Consider the following 17,046-nt stretch of genomic DNA (forward strand, 5'->3'; position numbering starts at 1 on the left):
GCCGCAACCGGAGCCGCGACATGAATGAGATACTTGAACCAGGAATGATCGTGCGCCATCCCGGCGCCCCGGACTGGGGCACCGGTCAGGTGCAGTCCCGGATCGGAGATCGCATCACGGTGAACTTCACCCACGCCGGCAAGCAGGTGGTCGATGGCCGCCATGTCAACCTGGAACTGGTCACGGATCGCTCCTGAGCGATGCCCTGCAGTGTATTACAACTTTTGCGTGTGTCAATTCCTCTAAAATGATCGAAGCCGGTCCTGCGTCGCGGCAGGTTGCATTGCAGCCGGCAGACGCCTAGACACAGGCAGGCTTCACAACATTCTGGCCGGACTTCCAAAGATGACGACCCCCGAAACCTCGCCCCTGGAGATCCGGCTCGCGACTGATCCCGTCGATCTTCTGGCCGCCCAGCGGCTGCGCTATCGCGTCTTTGTCGAAGAGCTGGGCGGCGACGGCGCGCTGGTCGACCACCAGCGTCGGCTGGAGTGCGATGAATTCGACCCGGTGGTCGATCATCTGGTTCTGGTTGACCGCCGCCGCGATCCCGAAAGCCTGGATCATGTCGTCGGCGTCTACCGGTTGTTGCCGGGCGATCGCGCCGCGGCCTTCGGGCGCTTCTATTGCGACGCCGAATATGACCTTGATCCGCTGCGCCGCTCGGAACGCTCGGTGCTGGAACTCGGTCGCTCGTGCATCGACCCCGAATTTCGCGGCGGCACCGGCATGTTCCTGTTGTGGAACGCGCTGGCCGATTACGTGCTGGACGGCGACTACCAGATCCTGTTCGGCGTGGCCTCGTTCCATGGCACCGATGCCCAGGCGCTGGCCCAGCCGCTGAGCTGGCTGCATCACCATCACCTTGCCCCCGAATCCCTGCGCCCCAAGGCCCGCCCCGACGGTTATCAGCGCATGGATCTGGTCCCGGCCGAGGCGCTGGACCGCCGCACCGCCATGACGGCGATGCCACCGTTGATCAAGGCCTATCTGCGCATGGGCGGCATCATCGGCGAAGGCGCCTATCTGGACCATCCGTTCAACACCACCGATGTGTTCCTGATGCTCGACACCGGCGCCATGTCCCAAAAACATCGCAAGTTCTACGAAACCCGCTGGCAGGCGCAATGACGCGCGGCAGTGCCGAACAGGCGTCCCCGGTTACTCACCCGGCCTCCCCTGCAGGCCGCTGGCTGGATGAGACGCCGGACCTGCCGGCCATTACCCCGCTCGGCTGGCTGCTGGTCGCCACGCGCGGGCTGGGCATCCTCTCGGTCCTCGGGTTCGGGGTGCTGCTGATCCTGCCGCTGCGCGCGGCCGAGCACCTGTTCTGCGGCCCGCGCCGCCCGCTGACCGGCCTTTGGGTGCAAGGCGTCTGCCGGCTGTGCCTGTGGATCCTCGGCCTGAACTGGCACCGCGAAGGCGCCCTGATGACCGGCCCCGGCGCGGTGGTCGCGAACCACTCGAGCTGGCTCGACATCTTGGTTTTGAACGCGGCGATGCCGGTGTTCTTCGTGGCCAAATCCGAGGTGGCGGGCTGGCCCGGCATCAATATCCTGACCCGGGTGACCAATACGCATTTCGTGACCCGCGACCCGAAACTCGCCGTCGCACAGGCGCGCGAATTCTCCGAGCGCACCGCGGCCGGCCACCGCCTGCTGTTCTTTCCCGAAGGCACCAGCACGGACGGTCGCCGCGTGCTGCCCTTCAAGCCGACCCTGTTTCAGGGCTTTCTCGCCCCCGAACTGCCCAAGGATCTGGCCGTCCAGCCGATGACGGCGATCTATAAGGCCCCACCGGGCCGCGACCCGCGCTTTTACGGCTGGTTTGCCGACATGGGGCTGGGACCACATCTGCTGGCCATCCTAGCCCAGCCCCGCCAAGGCCGTGTGACGGTGCGCCTGCACGCACCGATCCCGGTCGCAGGCGAAACCCGCAAGACCCTTGCCGCCAAGGCCGAAGCCGCCGTCCGCAGTGGTTTCGTGGCCGGCTGAAGCAATCGCCCCTATAATCCACAAGCCCCGCGCAATTGCAGCCGTCGCATGGGTATTTGTGAAATGGTGAATGCGTGACGTTGTGCGAGGCTGGAAATGCCGGGACGCCCCCGCGCCCTTCACCATTTCACAAATACCCATGCGGCAGACCAACTGGAGCTGCCCGCGGGATTTCAGAGCGGCCAGAACAGCGGGATGGTCAGGCAGGCAACGATGCCGCAGATGATGTCCAGCGGAATGCCGACCTTGAGAAAGTCGCTGAACTTGTAGCCGCCGGGGCCATAGACCATCAGGTGGGTCTGGTAGCCGATGGGCGTCGCAAAGGCGACAGTGGCCGAGAACATGACCGCGATCACATAGGCACGGGGATCGTGGCCCAGCGATTTCGCCAGCGCGATTGCCACCGGGGTCAGCAACACCGCCACAGCGTTGTTCGACAGCACCTCGGTCATCACGAGGCCCAGGAAATAGACCGCGATCAGGGTCATGAACGGTGGCATGCCACGCAGCCAAGGCGCGAAGTAGTCAACCACCATGTTGACCGTGCCGGTATATTCCATCGCCGCGCCGACGACGAGCATGGCAAAGATCATCGCCATCAGCCGGGCATCGACGAATTCGAAGGCCTCTTCGGCATCCACGCAGCGCGTCAGCAGCACGATCGCCGCCGCGACGAAGGACAGCGCCATGATCGGGGCCACGTTCAGCGCCGCCAGCGACACCACCGACAGCAGGCACATGATCGCGATGGGCGCCTTATTGCGGCGGAAGGGCCGCGCCGAGGGGCGCGAGACATCGACCAGATCCATGTCGGCGGCAAGGCGCGCGATATCCTCGGGCGCGCCTTCCAGAAGCAGCGTATCGCCGACGCGCACCTCGAGATCGTCAAGCTGACGGCCAATGTTCTGGCTGCGGCGATGCGCGGCCAGAACATAGACGCCGTAACGGCGGCGCAGGCGCAGGTCGCCCAGCCGCCGGCCGATCATGCGCGCGCCGGGCGAGATCAGCACCTCGACCGTGTCGGTCGCAACCGAGCTGAGCTTGTCGACCAGCTGGAAGTTCTTGTTCGCCTGCATCTCCAGCAGGTCCGGCATTTCCGAGCGCAGCACCACCCGGTCACCCGGCTGCAGCACCACCTCGGCCATATTGCGCCGCAGCGAGGCATCACCGCGCAGCACATCGATCACCCGGACCGCGTCGCGCTTGAAGATCGGCACCTCATTGACGTTCTGGCCGACCAGCGAGGAATCCTCGGGGATGGCGACCTCGGTGAAATATTTCATCTGCCGCCGCCCGCCAAGGAAACCGGCCAGCGAGGTGCGGTTGGGCAAAAGCCGCCAGCCGACGGTGGCGAAATAGACGATGCCGGCCAAGGTGACGGCGATGCCCACCGGGGCGATCTCGAAGATGGTAAAGGGCGCCATGCCCTGATTGCGGGCCACGCCATCGACCAGAAGGTTGGTCGAGGTGCCGATCAGCGTGATCATGCCCGACAGGATCGTCATATAGCTAAGCGGGATCAATAGCTTGGACGAGGCGATGCGCGCCTTGACCCCGAGCTGGATCATCACCGGGATCATCACCGCCACCAGCGGCGTGTTGTTCATGATCGTCGAGGCGCAGATCAGGAAGCCTAAGGTGGTGCAGATGCTGAAGATCGGACGTTCGGCGGCATTGCGGGTAAAGACCGTCGAGATCATCTCGACCGCGCCGGTGCGCAGGAGCCCGCCCATGATGATGAACATGAAGGCGATGGTCCATGGTGCCGAGTTCGACAGCACCTCGCCCGCGTCCTTGACCGGCAACAGGCCCAGCAACAGGATCGCGGCCGCCGTGCCGATCGCCACGACCTCGGGCGGGTGCTTTTCGCGGATGAACTCGACGAACATGACGGTGGTGATGACCAGCATCGCGACGGCTGCACTGGTGCCCGTCAGTTGAAAACCCAGCATGGATTGTCCCTCGGCTGCCGCTAAATCACGGCCCTTTCGGTGGGTAATAGAATAATTTTTCGCAATGCCGCAAGGGAAAGCGGCAAATGCCCTGCCCGCCTAGGCCGGAGAGGCGATCAACCGCCCACCCTCGCGCACCGGTTGGATCTCGACCGCCTTGCCGGTGCGGTCGTCGGTGGTGACCAGAACGCCGCACAGGGTTGCTGGCCCCTCGGCCGGGGTGAAACGCTCGGAGGCCATGCCGGTCAGGAAGCGGCGCAGCGGCTCGGCCTTGTCCATGCCGATGACGCTGTCATAGTCGCCGCACATGCCGGCGTCGGATTGATAGCCGGTGCCGCGCGACAGGATCATCGTATCGGCGGTGGGCACATGGGTGTGGGTGCCGACCACCAGACTGGCGCGACCATCGCAGAAATGCCCGACGGCCATTTTCTCGCTGGTCGCCTCGGCATGGATATCGACCACGCTGGCCTGCACCAGCCCGCCCAGAGGATGTGATTTCAGCACCGCTTCGATGGCCGAGAACGGATCATCGAAGGGCCGCTTCATGAAGACTTGACCCAGGATCTGTGCCACCAGCACCTTGCGGCCCCGCGTCGCCTCGAACACGCGCGCGCCACGACCGGGCGCGGCCTTGGAAAAGTTCAGCGGCCGGATGATCCTTGGCTCGGTCTCGATAAAGGACAGCATCTCTTTCTGGTCGAAGGCATGGTCGCCCAGCGTGACGCAATCGGCGCCGGCCTCGAGGATCAGCCGGGCATGGGCGCCGGTCAGCCCCATGCCGCCGCTGGCGTTCTCGCCGTTGACGATGGTGAAATCCACGCCCAGCCGCTGTTTCAGCGGCCCGAGCCCTTCGGCAATGGCGCGACGGCCGGCGCGGCCCATCACGTCCCCAAGATAAAGAATACGCATGACCGCAGGCGCTAGGCCAAAGACCGGGGGCGATCAAGCCCCCGGGGCGCGGATCATGCCAGCCATGCGCCAATCAGCGCCGATGCCAGCGCGATTGCGGCGCCGCAGACCAACCCCCGGGCGAAACCCGAACGGCGCGGCGCGGCCTCGGCGGGAGTTTCGCGCAAAAGCTCGGGCATGCGGCGTTCCAGAAACTCGGGCAGCAGCGGCGCGAATCGGGCCAGCACCTGCGCCGAGCGACCCAGATCATGGATGGCGGCGCGCGGGCCGAGATTGTCGCGGATATAGCTTTCCACGACGGGCCGGGCGACCTCCCACATGTTGATCTGCGAATCAAGGCTGCGCGCCACGCCCTCGACCACGACCATGGTGCGTTGCAGCAGGATCAGCTCGGTCCGGGTGCGCATGCCAAAGCGCTCGGTCACCTCGAAGAGATAGGCCAGCAGGTTCGCCATCGAGATGCGGCTGGCGTCGGCGCCAAAGATCGGCTCGCCCACGGCGCGCAGGGCGCGGGCGAATTCGGTCATGTCTCGGTCGCGCGGCACATAGCCCGCCTCGAAATGCACCCGCGCCACGCGCATGTAATCGCGGCGGATAAAGCCCATCAGGATCTCGGCATAGACGCGACGGGTGTATTCGTCGATTTCGCCCATGATGCCGAAATCATAGATCACCACATCGCCATTCGCGGCGACCTTCAGGTTGCCCTGATGCATGTCGGCGTGAAAGAAGCCGTCGCGCAGCGCGTGGCGCAGGAACAGTTGCAGCACCCGGCCGCCAAGCGCCGGCAGGTCATGGCCCGCTGCCCGCAGCGCAGCCACATCGCCCATCGGGATGCCTTCGGCCCAGTCGCTGGTCAGCACCCGGCGCGAGCTGAGATGCCAATGCGGCCGCGGCACCTGCATGCCGGCATCGCCCGAGGTGTTCTCGGCGAATTCCGAGGCATTGGCCGCCTCGCGGCGCAGGTCCAGTTCGCCCGTGACCACCGACTCGAAATGGCTGACCACATCCTGCGGCCGCAGCCGGCGCGACGAGGGCGACAGCCGCTCGATCATGCCGGCGGCGAAATGGAAGGCGTCGATGTCGCGGCGGAACCCGGCCTCGACCTTGGGGCGCAGCACCTTGACCGCGACCTCGGCGCCGGTATCGGCGCGGCGCGCCCGATGCACCTGCGCGATCGAGGCCGCCGCCACCGGTTCAGAGAATTCGCTGAACAGCGCCTCGACCGGCTGGCCCAGATCCTCGGTCACGATCCGGCGTGCCTGCGCCTGATCAAAGGGCGGCAGGCGGTCCTGCAGCATCGACAGCTGCTCGGCCAGTTCGGGGCCGACCACATCGGGGCGGGTCGAAAGGATCTGGCCGAACTTGATATAGGCCGGCCCCAGCGCGGTGATGGCGCGGGTGACCGGAGGCAGCGCCGGATCGCCCTTGTAGCCCAGCCAGGCAAAGGGCCAGCCAAGGATGCGGGCGGCGATGCGCACACGCCGGGGCGCCTCGACTGCGTCCAGCGCCACGGCCATGGCGCCGGTGCGCTCGAAAGTGGCGCCGGTGCGGATCAGCCGCCAGATATTATGCGGTCCGCGCATCTCAGATCTTCCAGCCGGAATGCAGCGCGGCGATCCCCATCGAGAGGTTGCGATATTGCACGCGACCAAAGCCCGCCTGCCGGATCATGCTGGCAAAGGTCTCCTGATCGGGGAACTTGCGGATCGATTCGACCAGATACTGGTAGCTGTCGCGGTCATTGGCGACGACCTGCCCCATGACCGGGATCACGTTGAAGCTGTAGCGGTCATAGGCCCATTGCAGCATCGGCACCGGGATCTGGCTGAATTCCAGCACCATCAGGCGACCGCCGGGTTTCAGCACGCGGCGCGCCTCGGCCAGGGCATCGGGGATGCGGGTGACGTTGCGGATGCCAAAGCTGATCGTGTAGCGGTCGAAGCTTTCATCGGCAAAGGGCAGCGCCATGGCATCGCCCGTGACCCAGGCCAGACGGTCGGCCAGACGACCGGCCTCAGCGCGCTTGCGGCCTTCGACCAGCATCGACTCGGTCATGTCGCAGACGGTGACGCGCGCGCCCGAGGCGCGTTGCAGAAAGCGGAAGGCGATGTCGCCGGTGCCGCCGGCCACGTCGAGCAGGTGCTGACCGTCGCGCGGCGCCAGCCAGTCCATCATCGCGGTTTTCCAGACGCGGTGGATGCCCACGCTCATCAGATCGTTCATCACGTCATAGCGCGAGGCGACGCGCGAGAACACGCCATGGACCAGCCCGGCCTTGTCCTTTTCGGCCACGGTGCGAAAGCCGAAATGGGTTTCCTTGCTGCTGTCGTCGGTCATCGTGCTTGTCCATCCGTCGTTTCGCGCACAGATAGTCGCTATCGGCGGCGCGCGCCACCACAGACGCGCCCGCACCCTGCGACGAATGGAACGCCCATGCCCGAACTGCCCGAGGTCGAGACCGTCCGCACCGGCCTTGCGCCGCATCTTGAAGGCCGCATCATCGCCCGGGCCGAGGCGCGCCGCCCCGATCTGCGCTGGCCGCTGCCGCCGGATCTGGTGCAGGTGCTGACCGGGGCGCGGGTCACGCGCCTGCGCCGGCGCTCGAAATACATCCTCGCCGACCTGGAGGATCGCGGCAGCCTGCTTTTGCATCTGGGCATGTCGGGGCGGATGCTGATCGAGGGCCAGTCGCAGGGCGAGTTCCACCGCGACCCGGCGGTGCTGCCGCGCCATGACCATGTGGTGTTCTGGAACGATCTGGGCACGCGCATCACCTTCAACGACGCGCGGCGATTCGGCATGGTCGATCTGATCGCGCCCGGGGCCGAGCATCCGCTGCTGGCGCATCTGGGGCCCGAGCCGCTGGACGCGGGCTTTACCGCCGAAGTGCTGGCGCGCACCTTTGCCGGGCGGCGCAGCCCGGTCAAGGCGGCGCTGCTGGACCAGCGCATCGTTGCGGGTCTGGGCAATATCTATGTGTCCGAGGCACTGCATCGCGCCGGCATTGCCCCCACCCGCCCGGCGGGCGAGGTCACGCCCGAGAGGGTCGCGGTTTTGGTCGGCGAAATCAAGGCGGTGCTGACCGAAGCCATCGCCGCCGGCGGATCGAGCCTGCGCGACCATCGTCAGGCGACGGGCGAGCTGGGCTATTTCCAGCATTCCTTTCGCGTCTATGGCCGCGAGGGGGCGCCCTGCCCGACTCCCGGCTGTGCCGGCAGTGTGCAGCGGATCGTGCAATCGGGGCGGTCGAGCTTTTTCTGCCCGCTTTGTCAGGGTTGAGCGGCCGGTGCCTCCGGCGGGGGTATTTGGGAAATGATGAAAGCCCGGCGCGAGGGCGCCACGGAGCCTGGCGCGGCACAGGTGCTGGCCTATGGGCCGCGCATTTGTTAACACTCCGCTTCAGCTTCACCGCGAAAGGCTAGGTTTTCATGGCTTACCAGACCATCACCGTCGAAATCGAAGACTATGTCGCGCTGATCCGGCTGAACCGGCCCGAGGCGCTGAACGCGCTGAATTCGCAGCTGGTCGGCGAGCTGGCTGGCGCGCTGAGCGAGGCCGACCGCAATGACAAGGTGCGCTGCATCGTGCTGACCGGCAGCGAAAAGGCCTTTGCCGCCGGCGCCGACATCAAGGAGATGGCCGGCAAGACCTATGTCGAGGCCTATACCGGGGATCTGTTCGGCGCCGATTTCGACCGCATCACCGCGACCCGCAAGCCGGTGATCGCCGCAGTGTCGGGCTATGCTCTAGGGGGCGGCTGCGAGCTGGCCATGGCCTGCGATTTCATCATCTGCGCCGACAATGCCAAGTTCGGCCAGCCCGAGATCAACCTTGGCGTCATGGCCGGTATCGGCGGCACGCAGCGGCTGACCCGCTTTGTCGGCAAGTCCAAGGCGATGGACATGCATCTGACCGGGCGCTTCATGGATGCGGCCGAGGCGGAACGTTCAGGTCTGGTCAGCCGGGTCGTGCCGGCGACCAAACTGGTGGCCGAGGCGCTGGCCGTGGCCAAGAAGATCGCCGAGAAGAGCCAGATCGCGCTTTTGGCCGCCAAGGAGGCCGTCAACCGCGCCTATGAGACCACGCTGCGCGAGGGGCTTTTGTCGGAGCGGCGCAGCTTTCAGGCGCTGTTTGCCACCGAGGACCAGAAGGAAGGCATGGCCGCATTCCTGGAAAAACGCGAGCCGCAGTTCCGCGACCGCTAGTTTGGGCTTGGCATCGGGGTCGGCTGGCTGTATAGGCCGCCGATACATGCGCGTGGGCCCGCTTAAGGCAAGAAACATGACTGTCCGTTCCGGACGGTGCCATGGGCTTTGCGTCACGAACAACAACAGAAAGAGACAAGAGCCATGGCCAATACGCCCCAATCCAAGAAGCGCGCACGCCAGATCGAGCGCGTCACTGCCGTGAACAAGGCGCGCCGTTCGCGCATCCGCACCTATCTGCGCAAGGTCGAAGAAGCCATCGCCTCGGGCGACGCTGCTGCTGCCAAGGACGCCCTGCAAGCCGCCCAGCCCGAGCTGATGCGCGGTGTGACCAAGGGTGTGGTCCACAAGAACACCGCCTCGCGCAAGATCTCGCGTCTGGCCTCGCGCGTGAAGGCGCTGGCCACCGCCTGATCCGCAGGCTTATGCGACAATTAAGCAACTTACGGACGATCATATTGAAGCGCGCTCCACCGGAGCGCGCTTCATCTCTTCTGTAACGGCCAAAAAAGCCGTTGAGTAACAATATGTTGCGAGGGGCGCGCGCCGCGCGTCGCCAACCAGATTCGAGCGGCTAATTTTCTGTCAAGCGCGAAGATCAGTTGTCGGCGGAGCGTGCTTCTTGCTAGTTTCACTACTGCGATTCACTTCGCACCTGGGGGACATAGCCTGTGGATGACGCTGCCGTCGTGACGCAGGCAAGGCAGTGCGATCGGGGACGATCAGCTACCGAGGAACAGGCCCGACCGGCTGCCACCGGTCCGCTGTTCATGTCTGGAATCGGGGGATACATGCCCGTCGCGCCAGTTTCTGGCGGGGCTGGCCTGTTGACCGCGTGACCTCTCTCCATGTGCCGTTGTGACGCAGGGCAGGCCGGGAACGCCCGGCAGGATATGGGCTGAGGATACGGACTTGGGCGAGATGGACAGGATTTGGGGACAGGCGCGCGAAGAGCTGCAAAAGATCGTCGGAGCCAACAGTTTCTCGACCTGGATCGAGCCGCTTTGCCTGAACGCGGTCGAGGATGGCACCGCGCGCATCACCTGCCCGACCTCGTTCCTGACCGACTGGGTGTCGCGCCATTACAGCGATGACATCCTGCAGGTGCTGGACCGTCTGGGCGGCCCCGTGCACCGGCTGAGCTTTGAAACCCGCGCCCAATCCGCCCGCCAGCCTGCCGCCGAAGCTGCCCCCGCGCCCGCCGCGCCGCGCAGCCCTGCCCGGCAGGACGAAGAGTTGGCCGCGCCGCTGGACAGCCGTTTCACCTTTGAAAACTTCGTTGTCGGCAAGCCGAACGAGCTGGCCCATGCCGCCGCACGCCGCGTCGCCGAAGGCGGGCCGGTGACCTTCAACCCGCTGTTCCTTTACGGCGGCGTCGGGCTTGGCAAGACCCACCTGATGCACGCCATCGCGCGCGAGATCCAGCTGCGCCAGCCCGAGGCGCGGGTGCTGTATCTGTCGGCCGAGCAGTTCATGTATCGTTTTGTTCAGGCGCTGCGCGACCGCACCGTGATGGATTTCAAGGAGTTGTTCCGCACCGTCTCGGTCTTGATGGTCGATGACGTGCAGTTCATCGCCGGCAAGGATTCGACGCAGGAAGAGTTCTTCCACACGTTCAACACGCTGGTCGATCAGGGCAAACAGATCGTCATCTCGGCCGACCGCGCGCCGGGCGAGATCAAGGACATGGAAGAGCGCATCAAGTCGCGCCTGCAATGCGGTCTGGTCGTCGACCTGCACCCGACCGATTACGAGCTGCGGCTGGGCATCCTGCAATCCAAGACCGATGCTTTCCGCGTGCAATATCCGGGCCTGCAACTGGCGCCGGGCGTGCTGGAGTTTCTGGCGCATCGCATCACCTCGAACGTGCGCGTGCTGGAAGGCGCGTTGCAGCGACTGTTTGCCTTTGCCAGCCTGATGGGCCGCGAGATCACCCTGGACATGACCCAGGAATGTCTGGCCGACATCCTGCGCGCCAATGACCGCAAGGTCTCGATTGAGGAAATCCAGCGCAAGGTCGCCGAGCATTACAATATCCGCCTGTCGGACATGATCGGCCCAAAGCGGGTGCGGACGGTCGCCCGTCCGCGTCAGATCGCGATGTATCTGGCCAAACAGATGACTTCGCGTAGCCTGCCCGAGATCGGCCGCCGCTTTGGCGGGCGCGATCACACGACCATCATGCATGGCGTCAAGAAGATCGAGGAACTGCGCAGCGCCGACCGCAGCCTCGCCGAGGACATCGACCTGCTGCGTCGCCTGCTGGAAGCCTGATTGTCCGCTTGACCCCGCGCGGGATTGTGCCAAATTGGCGCCCCGCGCCGGATCGAGGATAAGGACCGACCATGAAATTCGCCATTGAACGCGCCGACTTGGTCAAGGCCGTCTCGCAAGCCCAATCCGTGGTCGAACGGCGCAACACCATTCCAATTCTGGCCAATGTGCTGATCGAGGCCACGTCCGAGGGCATCAGCTTTCGCGCCACCGATCTGGATACCGAAATCGTCTACCGCGCCAATGCGCAGGTCGGCCAGCCGGGCGCGACCACGGTTTCCGCCTCGATGCTGAACGATATTGCCCGCAAGCTGCCGGATGGCGCGCTGGTGCAATTGTCGCTGGACGGCGCCTCGCAACGGCTGGCGGTGCAGGCCGGGCGCTCGAACTTCAGCCTTGCGACGCTGCCGCGCGAAGATTTTCCGGTCATGTCCGCCTCGGAATATGCGGCGAATTTCGCGGCCCCCTCGGCGGTGCTGCGCCGGCTGTTCGACAAGTCCAAGTTCGCGATCTCGAACGAGGAAACCCGCTATTACCTGAACGGCGTCTATCTGCATGTGGCCGAGGGCGAGGAAGGCCCGTCGCTGCGCTGCGTGGCGACCGATGGCCACCGTCTGGCCCGCATCGACGCTGCCCTGCCGCAAGGCGCCAGCGACATGCCGGGCGTGATCGTGCCGCGCAAGACCGTCGCCGAGCTGCGCAAGCTTCTGGACGATGACGAGACCGAAATCGCGGTATCGGTCAGCGAAACCAAGGTGCGCTTTGCCACGCCGATGATCACCCTGACCTCGAAGGTGATCGACGGCACCTTCCCGGATTACACCCGCGTCATCCCGCACGGCAACAGCCGCAAGCTGGAGGTGGACGCCGGCGATTTCGCCAAGGCCGTTGACCGCGTCGCCACCGTCAGCAGTGAACGCTCGCGCGCCGTCAAGCTGGCGCTGGACGAGGATCGGCTGGTGCTGTCGGTCAACGCCCCCGATTCCGGTGCCGCCGACGAAGAGCTGCCCGTCGCCTATGCCGACGAGCCTCTGGAGATCGGCTTCAACGCGAAATACCTGCACGAGATCGCCAGCCAGATCGAACGCGAAAACGCGGTGTTCCTGTTCAACGGTTCGGGCGATGCCGCGCTGATCCGCGAAGGCGGCGACACCAGCGCGGTCTATGTCGTGATGCCGATGCGGGTGTGACGCTTTCACATCTGCATCTGGCCCAGTTTCGCAGCTGGGCCCGGCTGGACCTGACCCTTGACCGCCGCCCGCTGGCCATTCACGGCCCGAATGGCGCCGGCAAGACCAATATTCTGGAAGCCGTCTCGATGCTGTCGCCCGGCCGCGGCATGCGCGGGGCGACGCCCGGCGATCAGGCCCGGCAGGGTCCCGGCGTCGGCTGGCAGATCCGCGCGCAGATCGGCGAGCATCAGGTCCAGACGCGCGCCCTGCCCGGCCAGCCGCGCGAGGTGCAGATCGACGACAAGGCGGCCACGCAAATCGCGCTTGGCGGACTGATGCGGGTGATCTGGCTGACACCGGCGATGGACCGGCTGTGGACCGACCCGCCTGAGGCGCGGCGCCGCTTTCTTGACCGCGTGACGCTGAGCTTCAGTCCCGGGCATGCCGAGGATTCTCTATGCTATGACAAGGCGATGCGGGAACGCAACCGCCTGCTCAAGGATGAAATCCGCGATGCCGGCTGGTATCGCGCGCTGGAAAGCCAGATGGCCGATATGGGCGCCGCGATCACCCGCAACCGGCAGGACGCGCTGGCCCGGATCATGGCGGCGCAGGACGGGGCCGAAACCAGCTTTCCCGCCGGCCGCCTGACGCTGCTGCCCGGCGAAGGCTGCGCCGACGATCCCGACCCCGCCAGCATCGCCGCCCGGCTGGCCGAAGGGCGCAGCCGTGACATGGCCGCCGGCCGCACGCTCAGCGGGCCGCATCGCGCCGATCTTGGCGCGCATTGGGGACCGCAGGACATGCCCGCCGCCCTGTCCTCGACCGGCGAGCAAAAGGCGCTGCTGCTGTCGCTGATCCTTGCCAACGCCCGCGCGCTTGATGGTGAAAGCCCGGTGCTGCTGCTCGATGAGGTGGCGGCGCATCTGGACAGCGACCGCCGCGCGGCGCTCTACGACGAAATCTGCGCGCTCGATGCACAAAGCCTGCTGACCGGCACCGGGCCGGAGCTGTTTCAGGCCTTGCAGGGGCGCGGCCAGTTCCTGGCCGTCCAGCGCGACGGCGCCACATCCGAGGTCATGTCATGAACCGTCAACGCGTCACTTTGATCACCCTGGGCGTCCAGGATCTGGCCCGCGCCCGCGCCTTTTACCGCGACTGGGGCTGGTCCGAACATCCGGCCAGCCAGCCCGGCCTTGCGCTTTACCAGATGAACGGCGCGGCGCTGTCGCTGTTCGATCTGGCCGCGCTGGCCAAGGATCAGAACCGCCCCGAGGCCGAGCTGGGCCGCGGCGCAATCACGCTGGCGCAGAACTGCGCCGACGATGCCGAGACCGATGCGGTCTTTGCCGCCGCGCTTGCCGCCGGGGCGCGGGCGATCAAGCCACCCGAAAAGGTGTTCTGGGGCGGCTATTCCGGCTATTTCGCCGATCCCGACGGCCATGCCTGGGAAATCGCCACCAACCCGTTCTGGCCGCTGGACGCTATGGGCAACCTGACCCTGCCCGGCTAGACGATCAGGTCCACGATGCGGAACTCGCGCACATCGACGATGCCCAGATCCGAGATCCGCAGTTCCGGGATCACCACCAGCGCCAGCAGCGAATGCTGCATATAGGCGTTGTTGAGCGTGCAGCCACAATCCTGCATCGCCTGAACGATGGCCTGCGCGGCCTCTGCGACCTCTTCGGCGGGCTGGTCCGACATCAGCCCGGCGATGGGCAGGGCGACGGTCGCCAGTTCGGCGCCGTCACGGAACACGGTCACGCCGCCGCCGACCGCGCCCAGATGGTTCGCCGCCGCCGCCATCGTCTCGCGGTCCGTGCCGACGACGATCATGTGATGGCTGTCATGCGCGACCGTCGAGGCCACCGCCACCCGCCCGCGATAGCCAAAGCCCGAGACAAAGCCATTGACCACGCCGCCCGCGCCGCGATGCCGCTCGACCAGCGCGATCTGGCAGATCTCGCCCTCGGCCTCGATCAACCCGTCGCGCACCGGCAGATCGGCCTCCAGCGCACGGGTCGGAGCCTGATTCTCGACCACGCCGATCACCCGCACGCGGACCTGATCGCCCTTAGCCGGCAGTTCGAAATCCGCCCCGGTCAGCACATTGCCCAGATGCACCGAGTTACGCGCGCTGTCGGGCCAGTCAAGGCGCGGGCAATCGACCAGCCGCCGCCCGGCCTCGGCCACCACCTGCCCCTGCGCGATCACCAGTTCGATCGGCAAGGCGGTCAGGTCGCTGGTCAGGATCACATCGGCCCGGCGTCCGGGGGTGATGCTGCCCAGCTCGCGCTCCAGCCCGAAATGGCTGGCACTGTTGATCGTCGCCATCTGGATCGCGATCAGCGGGTCGCAGCCGCAGGCGATGGCGTGGCGCACCACCCGGTTCATATGCCCGTCATGGACCAGCGTGCCGGAATGGCTGTCATCGGTGCACAGGATGAAGAACCGCGGATCAAGGCCCCTTTCGGTGATCGCGGTGATCTGGGTTTCGACGTCATACCACGCGCTGCCCAGCCGCATCATGCAGCCCATGCCCTGCCGCACGCGGGCGATGCCTTGCGCCTCGCTGGTGGTTTCATGGTCATCCGCAGCACCGCCTGCGACATAGGCGTGAAAGGGCCGGCCCAGATCGGGGCTGGCGTAATGGCCGCCCACCGTCTTGCCTGCCGCGCGGGTCGCGGCGATCTCGGCCAGCATCTGCTCGTCACCCGCCGCAACACCGGGAAAGTTCATCATCTCGCCCAGACCGATGATGCCGTCCCAGCCCATGGCCTGCGCCACCTCGCCCGCGCTGATCGGCGCGCCCGTGGTCTCGAGCCCCGGGGCCGAGGGCGCACAGCTGGGCATCTGCGTGAACATGCTGATCGGCTGGATCAGCGATTCGTCCCGCATCAGCCGCACACCGTCGAGGCCCAGCACATTGGCGACCTCATGCGGGTCGTGAAAGATCGTCGTGGTGCCATGCGGGATCACCGCCGCCGCAAAGCCCGCCGGCGTCAGCATCCCCGATTCGACATGCATATGCGCATCGATCAGGCCCGGCAGCATGTAGCGGCCCTTGGCCTCGATCACCTGCGTCTGCGGCCCGATGCTGGGCCCGGCATCCGGCCCGACATAGGCCACGCGGCCATCGGCCACCGCCACGTCGATGCCGGGGATCACCTCGCGCGTGTGGACGTTCACCCATTGCCCGCCCCGGATCACCAGATCCGCCGGCGCACGGCCCGCCGCCACTTCGACCAGTCTGGGTTGCGCCTCGATCCACGCCTTCAGCATGCCTGTCTCCTTGTTCATGGCGCCCAATCTGCGGCAGGGTGACGCCGAAGGAAAGGCGGCGTGATGGAATGGAGCGGCGAGGCCAGCGTGATGACCCGGGTGCGGCATGGCGAGAGTGCCGTGATCCTGACGGTGCTGTCACGCGAGGCAGGGCTGATGCGCGGGCTGGTGCCGGGCGGTGCCAGCGCCAAGCGCGCCGCCATGCTGCAACCGGGCAACCGGGTCAACCTGCGCTGGCGCGCGCGACTTGAGGATCAGCTGGGCACATTCACCGCCGAGCCGGACCGGGCGCGCCCGGGGCTTCTGGACAGCGGCGATGCGCTGGCCGGGGTGAATGCGGTGACCGCACTTCTGGTCTTTGCCCTGCCCGAGCGTGACCCGCATCCGCGCCTGTCGGACGCGACCGAGGCGCTGCTGGACCAGATGGACCAGGGCACGCCGTGGCACGAAGCCTATCTGCGCTGGGAAATGCGGCTGTTGCAGGATCTGGGCTTTGGCCTTGATCTGGAGCGTTGCGCCGTCACCGGCGCGCGCGAGGGGCTGGCCTATGTCAGCCCGCGCAGCGGCCGCGCGGTCAGCGCGCAAGCCGCCGGTGACTGGGCGCCGCGCCTGTTGCCGCTGCCCGCGATGCTGGGCGGGCGCGGCAATGGCGGGCTGGCGGATGCGCTGGCGCTGACCGGGTTTTTCCTGTCGGCCCGGCTGGCCGAGGCCCATGCCGGCAAACCGCTGCCGCCGGCGCGCGCCCGTCTGGTGGCGCGGCTGACGGCAGGGAAATGATCACTTCTCGTCCTTGCGATAGCCCGGCTCGAAGGTCAGATAGGTTGGCCCGGTGATCTTCAGCACGCCGCCCTGATAACTGATGCCATCCGCCTGACCGACCGCCGCGAAGAAGCGGTTCTCAAGCTGACCCGCCAGTCCCGAACAGGCCATCCTGGTCGTGATCAACGGTCCCAGCTTGAAGGCCGGCGGCGTTGCGGTCTGTTTGGCCGAATAGGTGTTGCAGGGGCCGGTGCCGGAAATAGAGCCATCCGATTCGATTGTCAGGCCGACATTGCGCTGCGGCACGGTGTCAGAACCGATCCCGACCAGAACATAATGTCCGGTGGGCACGGCCGCACCAGGCGCCGGCGGGTTTTGCGGCTCGCACGCCGAAACGGCGGTAACCACGGCCAGCGCGGCAGAGGCGGTCAGGATTCGGGTCGTCATACAGGCCATGGGGCAGCTCCGGGTTCTGTCATCTGACGGCCAT

Annotated in this window: 17 protein-coding genes; 11 read left to right on the forward strand and 6 right to left on the reverse strand. The window is 66.2% G+C overall.

The window, feature by feature from the left end; all coding sequences use genetic code 11:
* Positions 1 to 20 precede the first annotated feature (20 nt).
* The 3 genes from GL279_RS04400 (at position 21) to olsA (ending at position 1,994) form a co-directional block, all read left to right on the forward strand.
* The gene (locus GL279_RS04400; protein ID WP_155063392.1) at positions 21 to 197 is read left to right on the forward strand and encodes a DUF3553 domain-containing protein; all 177 of its coding nucleotides are present in this window, start codon (positions 21 to 23) and stop codon (positions 195 to 197) included.
* Positions 198 to 345: 148 nt separating this feature from the next.
* The gene (gene olsB, locus GL279_RS04405; protein ID WP_155063393.1) at positions 346 to 1,131 is read left to right on the forward strand and encodes an L-ornithine N(alpha)-acyltransferase; all 786 of its coding nucleotides are present in this window, start codon (positions 346 to 348) and stop codon (positions 1,129 to 1,131) included.
* The gene (gene olsA, locus GL279_RS04410; protein ID WP_155063394.1) at positions 1,128 to 1,994 is read left to right on the forward strand and encodes a lyso-ornithine lipid O-acyltransferase; all 867 of its coding nucleotides are present in this window, start codon (positions 1,128 to 1,130) and stop codon (positions 1,992 to 1,994) included. The genes olsB and olsA overlap by 4 nt, the downstream gene beginning before the upstream one ends.
* Before the next feature lie 173 nt (positions 1,995 to 2,167).
* On the opposite strand, the gene GL279_RS04415 is transcribed toward olsA, so the two are convergent.
* The 4 genes from GL279_RS04415 to ubiE all read right to left on the reverse strand — a co-directional run bounded on the left by GL279_RS04415 (position 2,168) and on the right by ubiE (position 7,198).
* Positions 2,168 to 3,946 carry an SLC13 family permease gene (locus GL279_RS04415; protein ID WP_155063395.1) on the reverse strand — a complete coding sequence of 593 codons (1,779 nt, stop codon included), beginning with the start codon at positions 3,944 to 3,946 and terminating at the stop codon, positions 2,168 to 2,170.
* A 99-nt stretch (positions 3,947 to 4,045) separates the two neighbouring features.
* Positions 4,046 to 4,858, reverse strand: coding sequence for a TIGR00282 family metallophosphoesterase (locus GL279_RS04420; RefSeq protein ID WP_155063396.1), 813 nt, complete (start codon positions 4,856 to 4,858; stop codon positions 4,046 to 4,048).
* 53 nt (positions 4,859 to 4,911) lie between these two features.
* On the reverse strand, positions 4,912 to 6,444 hold the full coding sequence (ubiB, locus tag GL279_RS04425) for a 2-polyprenylphenol 6-hydroxylase (protein ID WP_155063397.1): 1,533 nt from the start codon (positions 6,442 to 6,444) through the stop codon (positions 4,912 to 4,914).
* Between the two features lies 1 nt (position 6,445).
* Positions 6,446 to 7,198 carry a bifunctional demethylmenaquinone methyltransferase/2-methoxy-6-polyprenyl-1,4-benzoquinol methylase UbiE gene (gene ubiE, locus GL279_RS04430; RefSeq protein WP_155063398.1) on the reverse strand — a complete coding sequence of 251 codons (753 nt, stop codon included), beginning with the start codon at positions 7,196 to 7,198 and terminating at the stop codon, positions 6,446 to 6,448.
* Between the two features lie 96 nt (positions 7,199 to 7,294).
* On the opposite strand from ubiE, the gene mutM reads away from it, so the two are divergent.
* From mutM to GL279_RS04465, 7 genes are all read left to right on the forward strand, one after another.
* The gene (gene mutM, locus GL279_RS04435; RefSeq protein WP_155063399.1) at positions 7,295 to 8,140 is read left to right on the forward strand and encodes a bifunctional DNA-formamidopyrimidine glycosylase/DNA-(apurinic or apyrimidinic site) lyase; all 846 of its coding nucleotides are present in this window, start codon (positions 7,295 to 7,297) and stop codon (positions 8,138 to 8,140) included.
* Between the two features lie 149 nt (positions 8,141 to 8,289).
* Complete coding sequence (locus GL279_RS04440) at positions 8,290 to 9,066, forward strand: enoyl-CoA hydratase (RefSeq protein ID WP_155063400.1); 777 nt, start codon at positions 8,290 to 8,292, stop codon at positions 9,064 to 9,066.
* Between the two features lie 144 nt (positions 9,067 to 9,210).
* The gene (rpsT, locus tag GL279_RS04445; RefSeq protein WP_155063401.1) at positions 9,211 to 9,480 is read left to right on the forward strand and encodes a 30S ribosomal protein S20; all 270 of its coding nucleotides are present in this window, start codon (positions 9,211 to 9,213) and stop codon (positions 9,478 to 9,480) included.
* A 507-nt stretch (positions 9,481 to 9,987) separates the two neighbouring features.
* Positions 9,988 to 11,340 (forward strand): chromosomal replication initiator protein DnaA, encoded by a 1,353-nt coding sequence (gene dnaA, locus GL279_RS04450; RefSeq protein ID WP_155063402.1) that lies wholly within the window; start codon positions 9,988 to 9,990, stop codon positions 11,338 to 11,340.
* Between the two features lie 71 nt (positions 11,341 to 11,411).
* Positions 11,412 to 12,530, forward strand: a complete 1,119-nt coding sequence (gene dnaN / locus GL279_RS04455) for a DNA polymerase III subunit beta (RefSeq protein ID WP_155063403.1) — start codon at positions 11,412 to 11,414, stop codon at positions 12,528 to 12,530.
* Entirely contained in the window at positions 12,527 to 13,600 is a 1,074-nt protein-coding gene (gene recF / locus GL279_RS04460; protein WP_343039705.1) for a DNA replication/repair protein RecF, read from the forward strand. Before dnaN ends, recF begins: the two co-directional genes overlap by 4 nt.
* Positions 13,597 to 14,025 (forward strand): VOC family protein, encoded by a 429-nt coding sequence (locus tag GL279_RS04465; protein ID WP_155063404.1) that lies wholly within the window; start codon positions 13,597 to 13,599, stop codon positions 14,023 to 14,025. Before recF ends, GL279_RS04465 begins: the two co-directional genes overlap by 4 nt.
* Here GL279_RS04465 and ade read toward each other — a convergent pair.
* Positions 14,022 to 15,797, reverse strand: coding sequence for an adenine deaminase (gene ade, locus GL279_RS04470; protein ID WP_155063405.1), 1,776 nt, complete (start codon positions 15,795 to 15,797; stop codon positions 14,022 to 14,024). The two genes, GL279_RS04465 and ade, sit on opposite strands and share 4 nt — an antisense overlap.
* A gap of 63 nt (positions 15,798 to 15,860) precedes the next feature.
* Between ade and recO the strand changes: the two genes are divergently transcribed.
* Entirely contained in the window at positions 15,861 to 16,574 is a 714-nt protein-coding gene (recO, locus tag GL279_RS04475; RefSeq protein WP_155063526.1) for a DNA repair protein RecO, read from the forward strand.
* Here recO and GL279_RS04480 read toward each other — a convergent pair whose 3' ends face one another.
* On the reverse strand, positions 16,575 to 17,012 hold the full coding sequence (locus GL279_RS04480; protein WP_246175152.1) for an META domain-containing protein: 438 nt from the start codon (positions 17,010 to 17,012) through the stop codon (positions 16,575 to 16,577).
* Positions 17,013 to 17,046: the final 34 nt, after the last annotated feature.

The sequence above is a fragment of the Paracoccus limosus genome, from assembly GCF_009711185.1.
In the GTDB taxonomy this organism is placed as follows: Bacteria; Pseudomonadota; Alphaproteobacteria; order Rhodobacterales; family Rhodobacteraceae; genus Paracoccus; species Paracoccus limosus.